The organism is Enterobacter cloacae complex sp. IR53041 (assembly GCF_049238285.1).
GTDB lineage: Bacteria > Pseudomonadota > Gammaproteobacteria > Enterobacterales > Enterobacteriaceae > Enterobacter > Enterobacter roggenkampii.
Genome location: NZ_JBMKHB010000018.1, coordinates 87131 through 103290, shown reverse-complemented (window position 1 = coordinate 103290; position 16160 = coordinate 87131). Strand labels below are relative to the sequence as shown.

The following is a 16160-nucleotide window of genomic DNA, read 5'->3' as shown; positions in this document are numbered from 1 at the left end:
GGTTAAGCGCAGCGCCACCCGACGACATGCCCGCACAAAAAACAAAGCCCGGTTTCCCGGGCCTTGAACGCAACTGCACACTCAGTAATACGCTTGCAGTGTGCGCTGGCAGAGCGCCGAGCGCACGCAGTCCTCTTTGGTGAAGCGTACCACCCCAATCATCTCATCTTCCTCAAAACGTGACATGGCGTCGCTCAGTCCGGATTTCACGCCGGACGGCAGGTCACACTGGGTAATATCGCCGTTAACGATAACCGTCACGTTCTCCCCGAGGCGCGTTAAAAACATCTTCATTTGCGCAGCGGTCACGTTCTGAGCCTCGTCAAGAATGACGACCGCATTTTCAAATGTACGTCCGCGCATATAGGCGAACGGCGCGATTTCCACCTTGCCAATCTCTGGCCGCAGGCAGTACTGCATAAAGGATGCACCCAGCCGCTTCACCAGCACGTCATAGACGGGCCTGAAGTACGGGGCAAACTTCTCCGAAATATCACCGGGCAAGAAGCCGAGATCTTCATCAGCCTGCAGTACCGGACGGGTAACAATGATTCTCTCCACGTCCTTATGGATCAGCGCTTCCGCCGCTTTGGCTGCACTGATCCAGGTTTTCCCGCATCCGGCTTCACCGGTTGCAAAGATGAGCTGTTTACTCTCGATAGCATTCAGGTAGTGCGCCTGAGCCTCATTGCGCGCCACAATTGGAGAATTATCACGGCTGTCACGGGCCATGCCAATTGCTTCTACGCCACTCATCTGCACAAGCGAGGTGACCGATTCTTCTTCACGCTGTTTATGGCTACGTGAATCCCGTCTCAGCACACGTTTTGCTTCGCGACGAGCTTTGATCACTGCTTTTTGTCTTCCCATGGATAGCACCTTGAGTTGTTGGTATTCATCACACGCGCCAGCGTCGGCACGATTATGCGCACGAACATCAGAGGGTTGGCTTCCTTGTAAGCCATTGCTTGCACTATCGGATGACGATACGGAACAGCTACGCGCACCGTTCTGCACGTCGGTCGAATCAGATTCTTGAGGGAGGGGGGAAAATTTAGTGGTGAGGAAATCGCTGCCGGAGTCTGAGCCTCCGCGCCGGGTGCTGCGGTTGTTATGTTTACCTTGTCCAGTACAGGACGCAACCATTCGCGATCTCCATAGTGATTCAGCATCACTGCCGGGAACTACCGCTGTCTTATCTTAAGTACATCAGGAGTTATCATAAATGCAACATTTATTTTACCTGAATGCAACTTTTAAGACTGTCCCTACAGTTGAAATCAGTCTCATATAGAAATATTACAGAAATATAACAGCAGGATAGTCATATGAAAAAATAATGTCCCTGCGAATCGTCGCAGGGACAATTATCAGGCTTCAATAAGACCTTGAGCGAGATACGCGTTGCTGTCGCGCACGCCTGGCAGGGCAAAGAAATAACCGCCGCCGATGGGTTTAATGTACTCTTCCAGCGCTTCGCCATTGAGCCGCTTCTGCACGGTCAGGAAGCCCTTTTCCAGATCGTGCTGATAGCAGACGAACAGCAGCCCCATATCGAGCTGACCGGAATTGGTGACGCCGAGCGAATAGCTATATCCCCGACGCATCATCAGGCTCGACTGCGTCTCTTTGGTTCGCGGATTGGCCAGACGAATATGGCTGTCCAGCGCAATCACATCGCCATTCGGATCGCTGGCGTAGTCAGGCACATCATGCTCGTTCTTCATGCCGAGCGGAGCCCCGCTTTGCTTATCACGACCGAAGATCGTCTGCTGCTCTTTCAGCGGCGTGCGGTCCCAGAACTCCACGTGGAACTGAATAATCCGCACCGCCTGATAGCTGCCGCCCACCGCCCATGCCGGTTCATTCTGGTCGGCAGTGACCCACACCACCTCCTTCATGAGCGCGCTATCGTGGCTGTCCGGGTTGGCCGTGCCGTCCTTGAAGCCCAGCAGGTTCACCGGGGTCTCTTTTCCCTTGCTGCGGGCGGCGTGATCAGAGATAAAACTTTCCCGCTTCCAGCGCACGCTCAGCAGATCCGGCGTGTGCTTGATGATGTCGCGCAGGGCGTGGATCACCGTGTCCTGGGTGTTGGCGCAGATCTGCAGGAGCAGGTCGCCGTGACAAAGGGCGGCATCCAGGGAATCATTCGGGAAGCGCGTCATTTTTTGCAGCGCTTTCGGCTTCTGTTTTGCCAGCCCGTAGCGCGCGTCAAACAGCGATTCTCCCAGCGAAACGGTTATGGTCAGGTTATCCGGGGCAATGAATGGCCCCAGAATGCCGGAGTCCATTGGCGGCAGACGCGGGTTCGGCGTATCGGGCGCCGGTCCACCGGCGGTAAGAAACGCGATGCGCGTCGTCAGCAGGCGGAACAAACGTTCCAGATCGGCTTTATCACTGGCCAGCGAATCAAAGGCCACCAGCATCATCGACGCCTGCTGCGGCGTCAGGATACCGGCCTGATGCTCGCCATAAAACGGCTGCGTCTCCATGCGGGCATTAGGTGACAGCGTGCCGGGCGCGCTTTGCGGTTTCGCCGCGTGCGCCACCGGACACCCGCCAGCCAGAGCAAGCGCGCCCCCCAGCGCCCCTACCCCTTTTAACAACCGGCGACGGGAAGGCTCAGCCACGTCGCTCTCGTTATGCTTATTCATCGTGCTTAGTCCAGACCCAGTACGCCACGCAGCAGGGAGAGATCTTCCGCCAGGGCGGTAATCGGGCCTTTCAGCGCATTACGGTCGGCATCGGTCAGCTTGTCGTAGGTCTCAAACCCGTCTTTGGTGCGGTACTTCGCCAGGATGGTGTCGACTTTTTTGAAGTTGGCATCCACTTTGGCCAGCAGCTCGCCGTTCTCTTTCTGCAGCTGAGGACGCAGCAGGTTAACAATTTTCTGCGCGCCGTCGACGTTTGCCTGGAAGTCCCACAGGTCGGTATGGCTGTAGCGATCTTCTTCGCCGCTGATTTTGCTCGCGGCCACTTCTTCAATCAGACCGGCCGCGCCGCCCACCACTTTAGACGGCGGGAAGGCCAGCTCGCTGATGCGCTTTTGCAGCTCCAGCACGTCGCTGTTCAGCTGCTCAGCGTATTTCTCCATCCCTTTGGTGGTGTTGTCGCCAAACAGGGCTTTCTCCAGACGGTGGAAACCGGTGAATTTCGGATCGGCGGCCTTCTGCTCGAAATCATCTTCACGGGCATCGATGCTGCCATCAAGGTCAGAGAACAGCTCGGCGATCGGCTCGATGCGCTCGTAGTGCTGACGGGTTGGCGCATAGAGGGATTTCGCTTTTTCGATATCCCCGGCCTTCACCGCATCGGTAAAGGCTTTGGTTGCCGTCGCCAGCTCCGCCGTCTCTTTCGTGACGTACGCCTTATACGCGGTAATTGCATCGCCCAGGCTCAGCACCGCAGCGCCTTTCGCCGCATCGGCCGTCGCTTCACCTTTGACGATGAGCTTCCCTTTCGGGTTGGTCAGCAGGCCGCAGGTCATCTCATACTCGCCCGGCTGCAGGTTGGCGGTCATCTTCTGGCTAAAGCCAGGGGCGATATTTTCACGCTCTTCCACCACCAGAACGCCTTTCAGGATCTCCCACTCCAGCGCCTTCTGGCTGTGGTTCTGAATAATAAACTGGGTTTTACCGCTGTTCACCGTGAGGGTCATCGGCTCACACTGCTTGTCGTTGACGGTGACCTTAACCTGTGGAACATCCGCGCCCCAGGCGGAGAATGCAGAAGCGAACAGCGCGGCAATGCCTGCGCATAACGCACTACGACGGAACTGAATTGCCATGACTCTTCCCTTTAAAAGTATATTGTCACTAAATCAAAAATTACGGCGCAACGCGCGACGCCTGCGTGCCGGTACGCGGCGGCATGGCGAACAGCACCAGCGCCGGAACAAGATAAATGAAGTACATCGCCACCTCGCTGACGCTCGGCGTTTCCTGATAGCCGAAGATACCTTCGAGCAGGGTGCCGGTCAGAGAGTGCGTGGAGAGAACGTTGCTGAGGTCAAACGCCACGTCCTGGAAATGGTTCCACAGGCCCGCTTCATGGAAGGCGCGAATCGCCCCCGCCGCCAGACCCGCCGCCACCAGCAGAATAAACAGGCTGGTCCACTTGAAGAACGCGCCCAGGTTCAGGCGGATACCGCCCCAGTACAGCAGGAAGCCGAGCACCACGGCCGTGGCGAGGCCCAGCACGGCCCCCAGCGGCGGCCAGATCCCCACATCCTGCTGAAACGCCGCCAGCAGGAAGAAAACAGACTCCAGCCCTTCACGCGCGACGGCGAAAAAGACCATCATAATGAGCGCCCAGCCGTGGTTGTTCCCCTTCTGCAGCGCGTTATCCACCGCCTGCTCCAGCTGCACCTTCACGTTACGCGAGACTTTACGCATCCAGAACACCATCCAGGTGAGGATCACCACCGCAATCACGGCGACGATACCTTCAAACAGCTCCTGCTCTTTCTGCGGGAACTCGCCGGTGGTTTCGTTAATGAGAATGCCCAGGCCCAGGCAGAGCGCCGCGGCAAGGAAGACCCCGACCCACATGACGCCAATCCAGCGCCCGCGCTGGGTTCGCTTCAGATAACTGGCGATGAGGCTCACGATAAGGGCGGCTTCGAGCCCTTCACGTAACATAATGAGAAATGGAACAAACATGCCGACACCTTAAATGTTTATCGCGGTCAACTGATGCAAAGAAAGGTAAATTCTTGTGATAGTGATTATCATTACGACGGAAAGAAAAACAAGCGAAATGTGCGGTGTTTTGATGACGAGTTGTAAACGCAAAGCCTGATAATAGTGACGTACGTAACGTTCAGGTTTATAAGTTATAACGAAAATGCCCATTTACGCTGATTCAGGGCTGTGGCTAAATATCCGCCTCACAACCTAACTGAAAATAAACCATGTTTAAAATTGTCCATTTCCTGCTGGCGCTGGTGATTATTCTTGCGCTCGCCTGGCTTACGAGTTTTGACCGCCGGAAAATTCGGGTTCGTTTTGTTTTACAGCTGATTGTTATTGAAATTGCGCTGGCGTTCTTTTTCCTGCACGCCGAAAGCGGGTTATTCCTGATTAAATACGTCTCAGGATTTTTTGAGTCACTGCTCAAATTTGCTGGCGAAGGCACCAATTTCGTCTTTGGCGGTATGGGTGAAAAAGGGCTGGCGTTCATTTTCCTCGGCGTGCTTTGTCCGATTATTTTTATTTCCGCACTGATCGGTATTCTTCAGCACTGGCGGATCCTGCCAATTTTTATTCGGGTAATCGGTACGCTGCTGTCAAAACTGAACGGTATGGGCAAGCTGGAATCCTTTAACGCGGTGAGCTCGCTGATCCTCGGCCAGTCGGAAAACTTCATTGCCTACAAAGGCGTGCTGGGCGATCTCTCCTCGCGTCGTCTGTTCACCATGGCGGCCACGGCCATGTCGACGGTCTCCCTGTCGATTGTCGGGGCGTATATGACCATGCTCGACGCCAAATATGTCGTCGCGGCGCTGATTCTCAACATGTTCAGCACCTTTATTATCCTCTCAGTCATCAACCCGGCGCGCCCGGAAGCGGAACCGGATGTTAAGCTCGAAAAACTGCATGAATCCCAGAGCTTCTTCGAGATGCTCGGCGAGTATATTCTGGCCGGTTTTAAAGTGGCGATGATTATTCTGGCGATGCTGATCGGTTTTATCGCGCTTATTAGCGCCGTTAATGCCCTCTTCTCCAGCGTATTTGGCATGAGCTTCCAGCAGATCCTGGGCTATGTATTTTATCCCCTGGCGTGGCTGGTAGGGATTCCGCTGAGCGATGCCTTAAACGCGGGCAGCATTATGGCGACCAAGCTGGTGGCGAATGAATTTGTGGCGATGATTGAGCTGCAGAAAATAGCGCACCAGATGTCCCCGCGCGGGCTGGGGATTTTATCCGTCTTCCTCGTCTCGTTCGCGAACTTTGCCTCCATCGGCATCGTGGCCGGGGCGATTAAGGGCCTGAACGAGCAGCAGGGTAACGTGGTATCGCGTTTCGGTCTGCGTCTGGTGTACGGCGCGACGCTGGTAAGTTTGCTGTCGGCGAGCTTTGCGGGGTTGGTGCTCTGATGCAATGCCGGGTGGCGCGCAGCGATCCCGGCCTACAAAACAACAACGGCGGGAATTCCCGCCGTTTTCATTAAAACTGCACGCACACCGGCTGATCGACACGCATCACCGACTCCTGCGCGAAGCGGGACTTATAAATCCCGCGTAACGCTTCGATGTTCTTCTCGCTCTGCGCATCTTTACCGTGGATCAGCATCAGCGCCTTGCTCGGCTCGCGCGCCACTTTTCCGTCGTTCCCCAGCCACTGCCCGCGGGCATCAAACACCGTTAAGCCATCGCGAAAGCGCGGCGTCACGTCCTGGTCAACAAACTGCTGCCACTCGTTGCTGGTAATCTGCGCCCCGGCAGGACGGTTTAAGCCGAAATAGAGCGTGGTTTGCTGCATCTGGTTATCCGCTTTGCAGGTCTCTACCGCCGCGTGTTGCGATGGCGCGTTGCAGCCCGCCAGCATCAATAATGCCGCCGCCATTAACCCTGTTTTGATTGTCATGCTTCGCTATCCTCATTGTTATAAGCACAGGGATATCACAGGAAAAGACGGATTTTGGCAAGAAAAAAGCCGGGTGCGCTTGCGCTTACCCGGCCTACGGTACTGCGTGAGAAAATTATTCCGGCTGCAGCTTAGACGGCGGTGCGGAGTGGTAATGCGCGTCGGCTTCCGCAAAGCGTTTCTGCATGGAGGCAGACGGTGCTTTACCCAACAGGCTGAAGACCACGATACCGATGCTGCCGAAGATGAAGCCCGGAATGATTTCGTACAGGCCCAGCCAGGCGAACTGTTTCCAGACGATAACGGTCACCGCACCGATAATCATCCCCGCCAGCGCGCCGTTACGGGTCATACGGGACCACATGACGGAGAACAGGACGACCGGACCAAATGCCGCACCAAAGCCCGCCCACGCGTAGCTCACGAGACCCAGCACGCGGTTTTCCGGGTTGGCCGCCAGCGCAATCGCAATCAGCGCCACCAGCAGCACCATAAAGCGCCCTACCCATACCAGCTCTTTCTGGCTCGCGCCCTTGCGCAGGAATGCCTTATAGAGGTCTTCGGTGATGGCACTGGAGCAGACCAGCAGCTGACAGCTCAGGGTGGACATCACCGCGGCCAGGATCGCGGAGAGCAGAATACCGGCAATCCACGGGTTAAACAGAATCTGCGCCAGCTCGATAAACACGCGTTCGGCGTTCTGGTTCACCGCGCCCGCCTGCGCCGGGTTATTGCTGAAGTAGGCGATCCCGAAGAAGCCGACCGCACACGCGCCCGCCAGACACAGAATCATCCACGTCATACTGATGCGACGCGCATGGACGATGGTGTGGTGAGAATCCGCCGCCATAAAGCGCGCCAGAATGTGCGGCTGACCGAAGTAGCCCAGACCCCAGCCCATCAGGGAGACGATGGCGACAAAGTTGAGCCCTTTCAGCATGTCGACGTTTTCGATGCTCTTCTGCTTGATCACTTCCAGCGAATCGCCAAAGCCGCCAACCGTGAAAATCACAATCACCGGGGTCAGGATCAGCGCGAAGATCATCAGGCTCGCCTGCACGGTGTCGGTCCAGCTGACGGCCAGGAAGCCGCCCACGAAGGTATAGAGGATGGTTGCCGCCGCACCGGCCCACAGGGCGGTTTCGTAGCTCATGCCGAAGGTGCTTTCGAACAGACGCGCACCGGCCACGATGCCGGAGGCACAGTAGATGGTGAAGAACACCAGGATCACCACCGCCGAGATAATACGCAGCACGCGGCTGTTATCCTCAAAGCGTCCGGTGAAGTAGTCCGGCAGCGTCAGGGCGTTATTGTTGGCCTCGGTGTGCACGCGCAGACGGCCCGCCACCAGCTTCCAGTTGATCCATGCGCCCACGGTCAGACCGATGGCAATCCAGCTTTCCGAAATACCAGAGATAAAAATCGCACCGGGCAGACCCATCAGCAGCCAGCCGCTCATGTCCGATGCGCCCGCGGAGAGTGCGGTCACCATCGGGCCTAAACTGCGTCCGCCCAGAATGTAGTCGTCAAAGTTTTTCGTGGAACGCCACGCCAAAAACCCTATCAGGATCATGCCAAAAATATAAACGAGAAATGTCACCAGCATCGGTGTGCTAATTGCCATTCAAATTCTCCAAAAGTGTCGAGCGACAACCATCCGGGTTGCCTTGTTATATGATCACCGGAACGAGGTGACGGTATCTTGTGTTTCGGTTGGGCGCGCTATCCTGCCGTATGCGCCCTCCGCTGACAAACGATTTAACACTGCATTTACATCAATTTCATCCCCGGTTTGATACGAGTTTCCTATAGGTTGCACTCGCTCACGCTTTTACGGGTTGCACCTTTGAAAAGTGTTAACTCCCGCATAAAACCAGGCTTCCCGGGACAAAGGCAGCACATTTTTCCAGCTAACCATCCGTTAACAATTCATTCATTTCCCGGGTTGCAAACCAGGTCACATTTAACACGGTTGCACAAAGTTGCAACATGGTGGATATTTCACGCTAACGACCAAACACGATGAAAGCACAACAGGAGCTTTGGCATGGGTATGACCACCATGGGGGTTAAGCTGGATGACGCAACCCGCGAACGGATTAAGACCGCAGCAACCCGCATTGACCGCACGCCGCACTGGTTAATTAAGCAGGCGATTTTTAACTATCTCGAAAGACTCGAGAGCGACGAGGGCCTGCCGGAGCTGCCTGCCCTGCTCGCCGGCGCCGCCAATGAAAGCGAGGAAGCGCCGGCCGCTGGTGACGAGAGCCATCAGCCGTTCCTGGAATTCGCCGAGCAGATCCTGCCGCAGTCCGTCAGCCGCGCCGCCATTACCGGCGCGTACCGTCGCGCCGAAACCGACGCCGTACCGATGCTGCTGGAGCAGGCTCGCCTGCCGGAAGCCGTTGCCGCCCAGGCGCACAGCCTGGCGTACCAGCTGGCTGACAAACTGCGTAACCAGAAGACCGCCACCGGCCGCGCCGGGATGGTTCAGGGTCTGCTGCAGGAATTTTCCCTCTCCTCACAGGAGGGCGTGGCGCTGATGTGCCTGGCGGAAGCGCTGCTGCGTATTCCGGATAAAGCCACCCGCGACGCGCTGATCCGCGACAAGATCAGCAACGGTAACTGGCATTCGCACATTGGCCGCAGCCCGTCGCTGTTCGTCAACGCAGCGACCTGGGGCCTGCTGTTTACCGGCAAACTGGTCTCCACCCATAACGAAGCCAACCTGTCACGCTCCCTGAACCGCATTATCGGTAAGAGCGGCGAGCCGCTGATCCGCAAAGGTGTGGATATGGCGATGCGCCTGATGGGCGAACAGTTTGTGACCGGAGAAACCATTGCCGAAGCGCTGGCGAACGCCCGTAAGCTGGAAGATAAAGGTTTCCGCTATTCGTACGACATGCTCGGCGAAGCGGCGCTGACCGCCGCCGACGCGCAGGCCTACATGGTTTCTTACCAGCAGGCGATCCACGCCATCGGTAAAGCGTCCAACGGTCGCGGTATTTATGAAGGCCCGGGCATCTCGATTAAGCTCTCCGCCCTGCACCCGCGTTACAGCCGCGCGCAGTACGACCGGGTGATGGAAGAGCTCTACCCGCGCCTGAAGTCCCTTACCCTGCTGGCGCGCCAGTATGACATCGGCATCAACATCGACGCCGAAGAGGCCGACCGCCTGGAGATCTCCCTCGATCTGCTGGAAAAACTGTGCTTCGAGCCGGAGCTGGCGGGCTGGAACGGGATTGGTTTCGTTATCCAGGCCTACCAGAAACGCTGCCCGTTCGTCATTGATTACCTGATTGACCTGGCCAGCCGCAGCCGCCGTCGCCTGATGATCCGCCTGGTTAAAGGGGCCTACTGGGACAGCGAAATCAAACGCGCCCAGATGGAAGGGCTGGAAGGCTATCCGGTCTATACCCGCAAGGTCTACACCGACGTCTCTTACCTCGCCTGCGCGAAAAAGCTGCTTGGCGTGCCGAACCTGATTTATCCGCAGTTCGCCACCCACAACGCCCACACCCTGGCGGCGATCTACAGCCTGGCGGGTCAGAACTACTACCCGGGCCAGTACGAATTCCAGTGCCTGCACGGCATGGGTGAACCGCTGTACGAGCAGGTGACCGGTAAAGTGGCCGACGGCAAGCTGAACCGTCCGTGCCGCATCTATGCCCCGGTAGGTACCCACGAAACCCTGCTGGCCTACCTGGTGCGTCGCCTGCTGGAAAACGGCGCGAACACCTCCTTCGTTAACCGTATCGCCGACACCACGCTGCCGCTCGACGAGCTGGTCGCCGATCCGGTGCAGGCCGTTGAGAAGATGGCGGCCCAGGAAGGCCAGATTGGCCTGCCGCATCCGAAGATTGCCCTGCCGCGCGAGCTGTACGGCAAAGGTCGCGTCAACTCGGCGGGGCTGGATCTCGCCAACGAACACCGTCTGGCGTCCCTCTCCTCTGCCCTGCTCAACAGCGCGCTGCAGAAGTGGCAGGCCAAACCGATGCTGGAGCAGCCCGTTGCTGACGGCGACATGCAGCCGGTCATCAACCCGGCTGAGCCAAAAGATATCGTCGGCTACGTGCGTGAAGCCACCGATGCGGAAGTGGATCAGGCGCTGGACAGCGCGGTGAATAACGCCCCTATCTGGTTCGCCACCCCGCCGCAGGAACGTGCCGCCATCCTGGAGCGCGCGGCGGTGCTGATGGAAGACCAGATGCAGTCGCTCATCGGCATTCTGGTGCGCGAAGCGGGTAAAACCTTCAGCAACGCCATCGCCGAAGTGCGCGAGGCGGTCGACTTCCTGCACTACTACGCCGGTCAGGTGCGCGATGATTTCGATAACGAAACCCACCGTCCGCTCGGCCCGGTCGTCTGTATCAGCCCGTGGAACTTCCCGCTGGCGATCTTCACCGGCCAGATTGCCGCCGCCCTGGCCGCTGGCAACAGCGTGCTGGCAAAACCGGCAGAGCAGACCCCGCTGATTGCCGCGCAGGGCATCAACATTCTTCTGGAAGCAGGCGTACCGGCAGGCGTGGTCCAGCTGCTGCCGGGCCGCGGTGAAACCGTGGGCGCCAAACTGACCTCCGATAACCGCGTGCGCGGCGTGATGTTTACCGGTTCGACCGAAGTGGCCTCGCTGCTGCAGCGCAATATTGCCACCCGTCTGGATGCGCAGGGTCGTCCTACTCCGCTTATCGCGGAAACCGGCGGCATGAACGCCATGATCGTTGACTCCTCCGCCCTCACCGAGCAGGTGGTGGTTGACGTACTGGCCTCCGCCTTCGACAGCGCCGGTCAGCGCTGCTCCGCCCTGCGCGTGCTGTGCCTGCAGGATGACGTGGCGGACCACACGCTGAAGATGCTGCGCGGCGCGATGGCCGAATGTCGCATGGGCAACCCGGGCCGTCTCACCACCGACATCGGGCCGGTGATCGACGCGGAAGCCAAAGCCAATATTGAAAACCACATTCAGGCCATGCGGGCGAAAGGCCGTCCGGTGTTCCAGGCGGTGCGAGACAACAGCGAAGACGCCCGCGAGTGGCGTTCCGGCACCTTTGTGCCGCCTACGCTTATCGAGCTGGCAAGCTTCGACGAGCTGAAAAAAGAGGTCTTCGGTCCGGTGCTGCACGTGGTGCGCTACAACCGTAACAACCTCAACGAGCTGGTTGAGCAGATCAACGCCTCCGGCTATGGCCTGACGCTCGGCGTACATACCCGTATCGACGAGACCATCGCGCAGGTAACCGGTAGCGCCAAAGTGGGCAACCTGTACGTTAACCGCAACATGGTTGGCGCGGTCGTGGGCGTGCAGCCGTTCGGCGGTGAAGGCCTCTCCGGCACCGGCCCGAAAGCGGGCGGTCCGCTCTACCTGTACCGTCTGCTGGCGAACCGTCCTGAGAACGCGCTGGGCGTCACCCTGGCACGTCAGGATGCGGAGTATCCGGTGGATGCGCAGCTGAAAACCGTGCTGACCCAGCCGCTGGAAGCGCTGATCGCCTGGGCGGAAAAACGTCCTGAACTGCGTGCCGTGGCGCAGCAGTACGGCGAGCTGGCACAGGCCGGTACGCAGCGTCTGCTGCCGGGGCCGACCGGCGAGCGCAATACCTGGACGCTGATGCCGCGCGAGCGCGTTCTGTGCGTGGCGGATAACGAGCAGGACGCGCTGGTACAGCTGGCCGCCGCGATGGCCACCGGGTGTGAAGTGCTGTGGCCGGAAGATGCGCTGCATCGCGATCTCGCCAAACAGCTGCCGAAAGCGGTCTCGGCCCGTATTCACTTCGCGAAAGCCGATGCGCTGCTGACGCAGCCGTTCGATGCCGTCATTTATCACGGTGATTCCGATCAGCTGCGCGAGCTCTGCGAGCAGGTTGCGGCCCGCAGCGGGGCAATTGTTTCGGTGCAGGGCTTCGCGCGCGGGGAAACCAACCTGCTGCTGGAGCGTCTGTACGTGGAGCGCTCGCTCAGCGTCAACACCGCGGCAGCGGGCGGTAACGCCAGCCTGATGACCATCGGTTAATCGTGTAAACTCTCCCCGGTGGCGCTATGCTTACCGGGGCCACAAAACAACCGTAGGCCGGATAAGCGCAGCGCATCCGGCTTTTTTACACTGAGGGAAAGATGAAAAGAGTATTTCTCGCAGGCGCAGCACTGCTGCTGAGCGCCAGCGCGCTGGCCGACGAGTGCGACAAAGCGACCACTCAGCTTGAACTGAATACCTGTAGCGCGCAGCAATACCAGGCTGCCGATAAAAAACTCAACCAGACCTATCAGGCCGCCGTCAAGCGCGCGGAAGCTCCCCAGCGCGAGCTGCTGAAAAAGGCGCAGCAGGCCTGGATTGCCCTGCGCGACGCGGACTGTGCGTTTATCGGTTCAGGAACGGAAGGCGGCAGCGTTCAGCCGATGATCGTGAATCAGTGCCTGGCGGAGAAAACCGTGGAGCGCGAAGCGTTTCTGGCCTCGCTGATGCAGTGTGAAGAGGGCGACTTAAGCTGCCCTCTCCCACCGGGGAACTAGCGCAAGCGGATCCCTTCGATAATCATCCGCTGCACGTTTTCCAGGGTGCTGTGGAAAAACGCTTCGTCCTGGAGCGTTTTTCCGGTCACCGCCTCGACCTGGGCCGCAAAGTCAGCGTAATGCTGGGTGGAGGCCCAAATCATAAAGATCAGATGATGCGGATCGACCGGGGCCAGTTTTCCGCTGGCCACCCATCCGGCGATAATGGCCGACTTATCGTCCACCAGCTGTTTCAAATCTCCGGTCAGCTCCGCCTGCAACAGCGGCGCTCCCTGCAGCATCTCAAGGCAGAACAGCCGTGATGCCTGCGGGTAATCGCGCGACACCTCCAGCTTCAGGCGAATGTACTCTTTGATCGCCACCAGCGGGGCCAGCTCTTCGCGGAACGCTTTCAGCGGGGCCAGCCAGATATCAAGGATCTGCTGCATCACCGCAACATACAGCGCCTCTTTCGACGGGTAATAGTAGAGCAGATTGGTTTTGGATACCCCGGACTGCTCCGCCACCTGCTCCAGACGCGTACCGTGAATGCCAAACTGCGAAAAGGTCTCCAGCGCCGCGCTGAGGATCGCCTGCTTCTTGGCGCTCACCGCCTGCGAACGTTTACCTGGTGTTTTCACTGCGCCTTGTGTCATTCCCGCTCTCCTTATTCTGCGTTGCCCTCAGCATAGCAAAACCCCCGTCTCGCCACGACATCCTGCACTCCGATCGCGCATGAATGCCTGTTTTCTGTGCAATGTTTTTGACCAGTTAGTCCACATTTAATCGCATCAAACCTCCAACCTCTGATTAACACATTAATAACACTGCCATTTTTAAAACTGGCACTGCCTTTGCAAAAACACCGTTACACCTGCGACGTAATGAAGAGAGGTTCGTGATGAAAATTGGCGTATTTGTACCCATCGGCAACAACGGCTGGCTTATCTCGACCACTGCACCGCAATACATGCCGACCTTTGAGCTGAATAAAGCCATCGTGCAGAAAGCGGAGCACTACCATTTCGACTTTGCGCTTTCGATGATCAAGCTGCGCGGCTTCGGTGGCAAAACCGAATTCTGGGACCACAACCTGGAGTCCTTCACCCTGATGGCCGGACTGGCCGCGGTCACCTCGCGGATCCAAATCTACGCCACCGCGGCCACCCTCACCCTGCCCCCGGCGATCGTGGCGCGCATGGCCTCCACCATCGACTCCATCTCCGGCGGACGCTTTGGCGTCAACCTGGTGACCGGCTGGCAAAAACCTGAGTACGAGCAGATGGGGCTCTGGCCGGGTGACGATTACTTCTCGCGTCGCTACGACTACCTGACCGAGTACGTGCAGGTCCTGCGCGATCTGTGGGGTACCGGCAAAAGCGATTTCAAGGGTGACTTCTTCACCATGAACGACTGCCGCGTCAGCCCGCAGCCGTCGGTGCCGATGAAGGTGATTTGCGCCGGGCAGAGCGACGCGGGAATGGAGTTCTCGGCGAAATACGCCGACTTTAACTTCTGCTTCGGTAAAGGCGTTAACACGCCAGCCGCCTTCGCCCCGACCGCCGCGCGCATGAAAGAAGCCGCCGACAAAACCGGGCGCGACGTGGGCTCCTACGTGCTGTTTATGGTGATTGCCGACGAAACCGACGACGCCGCGCGCGCAAAATGGGAGCGCTATAAGGACGGCGCCGACGAGGAGGCCCTGAGCTGGCTCACCGAGCAGAGCCAGAAGGACACCCGCTCCGGGGCGGATACCAACGTTCGCCAGATGGCCGACCCGACCTCCGCGGTCAATATCAACATGGGCACGCTGGTCGGCTCGTACGCCAGCGTCGCCAGGATGCTCGATGAAGTGGCAGCCGTTCCCGGGGCGGAAGGCGTCCTGCTGACCTTTGATGACTTCCTCACCGGCGTGGAAACCTTCGGCGAGCGCATCCAGCCGCTGATGCAGTGCCGCGCCCACATCCCTGCCGTCACGAAGGAGGTGGCGTAATGACGACACTTAACGCACGCCCGGAAGCCATCACCTTCGCGCCCCAGCAAAGCGCACTGATCGTGGTGGACATGCAAAACGCCTACGCCAGTCAGGGCGGCTATCTGGATCTGGCGGGGTTCGACGTCTCCGCCACCCGGCCTGTGATTGAGAACATTAAAACCGCCGTCGCCGCCGCGCGCGCCGCGGGCATGCTTATCATATGGTTCCAGAACGGCTGGGATGACCAGTACGTTGAGGCCGGCGGTCCCGGCTCGCCCAACTTCCACAAGTCGAACGCCCTGAAAACCATGCGCAAGCGGCCCGAACTGCAGGGCAAGCTGTTGGCGAAAGGCGGCTGGGATTATCAGCTGGTGGATGAGCTGGTCCCGCAGGCGGACGATATCGTCCTGCCGAAACCGCGCTACAGCGGCTTTTTCAACACCCCGCTCGACAGCCTGCTGCGCAGCCGGGGCATTCGCCATCTGGTGTTCACCGGCATTGCCACCAACGTCTGCGTGGAGTCGACCCTGCGCGACGGCTTTTTCCTCGAGTATTTCGGCGTGGTGCTGGAAGACGCGACCCATCAGGCCGGGCCGGAATTCGCCCAGAAGGCGGCCCTGTTCAATATCGAAACCTTTTTTGGCTGGGTCAGTAACGTTGCGGAGTTCTGCGACGCCCTGACTCCTCCGCTCGCCCGTATCGCCTGAGGAGACACACGATGCCGAAATCCGTAATCATCCCGCCGGGCACCAGAACGCCCATCGCCCCATTTGTCCCCGGCACGCTCGCCGACGGCGTGGTGTATGTCTCCGGCACGCTGCCGTTTGATAAAGACAACAACGTGGTGTTTATCAACGACCCAAAGGCGCAAACCCGCCACGTGCTGGAGACGATCAAAACCGTGATCGAAACGGCGGGTGGCACGATGGAGGATGTGACCTTCAACAGCATCTTTATCACCGACTGGAAAAACTACGCCGCGATTAATGAAATCTACGCGGAGTTCTTCCCCGGCGATAAGCCGGCCCGGTTCTGCATTCAGTGCGGGCTGGTGAAGCCAGACGCGCTGGTTGAGATCGCCACCGTTGCGCACATCGCGAAGTGAGGCGGCC

The 16160-nt window shown here is 58.5% G+C and carries 13 protein-coding genes; 6 read left to right on the top strand and 7 right to left on the bottom strand.

Translation table 11 applies throughout. From position 1 onward, the window contains the following. Positions 1-81: 81 nt before the first annotated feature. From phoH to efeU, 4 genes are all read right to left on the bottom strand, one after another. Entirely contained in the window at positions 82-870 is a 789-nt protein-coding gene (gene phoH, locus ACOTXF_RS14485; protein WP_024908976.1) for a phosphate starvation-inducible protein PhoH, read from the bottom strand. Between the two features lie 500 nt (positions 871-1370). After that, complete coding sequence (efeB, locus tag ACOTXF_RS14480) at positions 1371-2654, bottom strand: iron uptake transporter deferrochelatase/peroxidase subunit (protein WP_232926494.1); 1284 nt, start codon at positions 2652-2654, stop codon at positions 1371-1373. 5 nt (positions 2655-2659) lie between these two features. Beyond that, positions 2660-3787: an iron uptake system protein EfeO gene (gene efeO / locus ACOTXF_RS14475; RefSeq protein WP_021240800.1), complete on the bottom strand. Its 1128-nt coding sequence runs from the start codon at positions 3785-3787 to the stop codon at positions 2660-2662. Positions 3788-3827: 40 nt separating this feature from the next. Continuing rightward, positions 3828-4661: an iron uptake transporter permease EfeU gene (gene efeU / locus ACOTXF_RS14470; RefSeq protein WP_008503506.1), complete on the bottom strand. Its 834-nt coding sequence runs from the start codon at positions 4659-4661 to the stop codon at positions 3828-3830. A gap of 251 nt (positions 4662-4912) precedes the next feature. On the opposite strand from efeU, the gene ACOTXF_RS14465 reads away from it, so the two are divergent. Next, the gene (locus ACOTXF_RS14465) at positions 4913-6097 is read left to right on the top strand and encodes a NupC/NupG family nucleoside CNT transporter (protein ID WP_021240801.1); all 1185 of its coding nucleotides are present in this window, start codon (positions 4913-4915) and stop codon (positions 6095-6097) included. A 70-nt stretch (positions 6098-6167) separates the two neighbouring features. Here the strand turns inward: ACOTXF_RS14465 and ACOTXF_RS14460 are convergent, their stop codons facing one another. After that, positions 6168-6587: a DUF3574 domain-containing protein gene (locus ACOTXF_RS14460; RefSeq protein ID WP_032648964.1), complete on the bottom strand. Its 420-nt coding sequence runs from the start codon at positions 6585-6587 to the stop codon at positions 6168-6170. A gap of 115 nt (positions 6588-6702) precedes the next feature. Continuing rightward, the gene (gene putP / locus ACOTXF_RS14455; RefSeq protein ID WP_045908304.1) at positions 6703-8211 is read right to left on the bottom strand and encodes a sodium/proline symporter PutP; all 1509 of its coding nucleotides are present in this window, start codon (positions 8209-8211) and stop codon (positions 6703-6705) included. Between the two features lie 423 nt (positions 8212-8634). Here putP and putA point away from each other — a divergent pair, with 423 nt between their 5' ends. Together putA and ACOTXF_RS14445 are read left to right on the top strand one after the other, a co-directional pair. Next, positions 8635-12597 (top strand): trifunctional transcriptional regulator/proline dehydrogenase/L-glutamate gamma-semialdehyde dehydrogenase, encoded by a 3963-nt coding sequence (gene putA / locus ACOTXF_RS14450; protein WP_126324684.1) that lies wholly within the window; start codon positions 8635-8637, stop codon positions 12595-12597. A 101-nt stretch (positions 12598-12698) separates the two neighbouring features. Then, a complete protein-coding gene (locus ACOTXF_RS14445) occupies positions 12699-13094 on the top strand; it encodes a lysozyme inhibitor LprI family protein (protein ID WP_021240804.1) in 396 nt (131 codons plus the stop codon). Here ACOTXF_RS14445 and rutR read toward each other — a convergent pair. Next, on the bottom strand, positions 13091-13729 hold the full coding sequence (rutR, locus tag ACOTXF_RS14440) for an HTH-type transcriptional regulator RutR (protein WP_008499819.1): 639 nt from the start codon (positions 13727-13729) through the stop codon (positions 13091-13093). The two genes, ACOTXF_RS14445 and rutR, sit on opposite strands and share 4 nt — an antisense overlap. Before the next feature lie 245 nt (positions 13730-13974). Between rutR and rutA the strand changes: the two genes are divergently transcribed. From rutA to rutC, 3 genes are read left to right on the top strand one after another with little or no spacing between them, the layout of a single operon-like run. Continuing rightward, positions 13975-15066: a pyrimidine utilization protein A gene (rutA, locus tag ACOTXF_RS14435; RefSeq protein ID WP_023617762.1), complete on the top strand. Its 1092-nt coding sequence runs from the start codon at positions 13975-13977 to the stop codon at positions 15064-15066. Continuing rightward, on the top strand, positions 15066-15755 hold the full coding sequence (gene rutB, locus ACOTXF_RS14430) for a pyrimidine utilization protein B (RefSeq protein ID WP_047745127.1): 690 nt from the start codon (positions 15066-15068) through the stop codon (positions 15753-15755). The genes rutA and rutB overlap by 1 nt, the downstream gene beginning before the upstream one ends. A gap of 11 nt (positions 15756-15766) precedes the next feature. After that, the gene (gene rutC / locus ACOTXF_RS14425) at positions 15767-16153 is read left to right on the top strand and encodes a pyrimidine utilization protein C (protein WP_047745126.1); all 387 of its coding nucleotides are present in this window, start codon (positions 15767-15769) and stop codon (positions 16151-16153) included. The last annotated feature ends 7 nt before the right edge of the window (positions 16154-16160 follow it).

Excerpts from the sequence above, each read along its gene's own strand:
- phoH (WP_024908976.1), bottom strand. The coding sequence starts at position 870 with ATGGGAAGACAAAAAGCAGTGATCAAAGCTCGTCGCGAAGCAAAACGT.
- efeU (WP_008503506.1), bottom strand. The coding sequence starts at position 4,661 with ATGTTTGTTCCATTTCTCATTATGTTACGTGAAGGGCTCGAAGCCGCC.
- ACOTXF_RS14465 (WP_021240801.1), top strand. The coding sequence starts at position 4,913 with ATGTTTAAAATTGTCCATTTCCTGCTGGCGCTGGTGATTATTCTTGCG.
- efeO (WP_021240800.1), bottom strand. The coding sequence starts at position 3,787 with ATGGCAATTCAGTTCCGTCGTAGTGCGTTATGCGCAGGCATTGCCGCG.
- putP (WP_045908304.1), bottom strand. The coding sequence starts at position 8,211 with ATGGCAATTAGCACACCGATGCTGGTGACATTTCTCGTTTATATTTTT.
- rutB (WP_047745127.1), top strand. The coding sequence starts at position 15,066 with ATGACGACACTTAACGCACGCCCGGAAGCCATCACCTTCGCGCCCCAG.
- rutA (WP_023617762.1), top strand. The coding sequence starts at position 13,975 with ATGAAAATTGGCGTATTTGTACCCATCGGCAACAACGGCTGGCTTATC.
- rutR (WP_008499819.1), bottom strand. The coding sequence starts at position 13,729 with ATGACACAAGGCGCAGTGAAAACACCAGGTAAACGTTCGCAGGCGGTG.
- ACOTXF_RS14460 (WP_032648964.1), bottom strand. The coding sequence starts at position 6,587 with ATGACAATCAAAACAGGGTTAATGGCGGCGGCATTATTGATGCTGGCG.
- rutC (WP_047745126.1), top strand. The coding sequence starts at position 15,767 with ATGCCGAAATCCGTAATCATCCCGCCGGGCACCAGAACGCCCATCGCC.
- efeB (WP_232926494.1), bottom strand. The coding sequence starts at position 2,654 with ATGAATAAGCATAACGAGAGCGACGTGGCTGAGCCTTCCCGTCGCCGG.
- putA (WP_126324684.1), top strand. The coding sequence starts at position 8,635 with ATGGGTATGACCACCATGGGGGTTAAGCTGGATGACGCAACCCGCGAA.
- ACOTXF_RS14445 (WP_021240804.1), top strand. The coding sequence starts at position 12,699 with ATGAAAAGAGTATTTCTCGCAGGCGCAGCACTGCTGCTGAGCGCCAGC.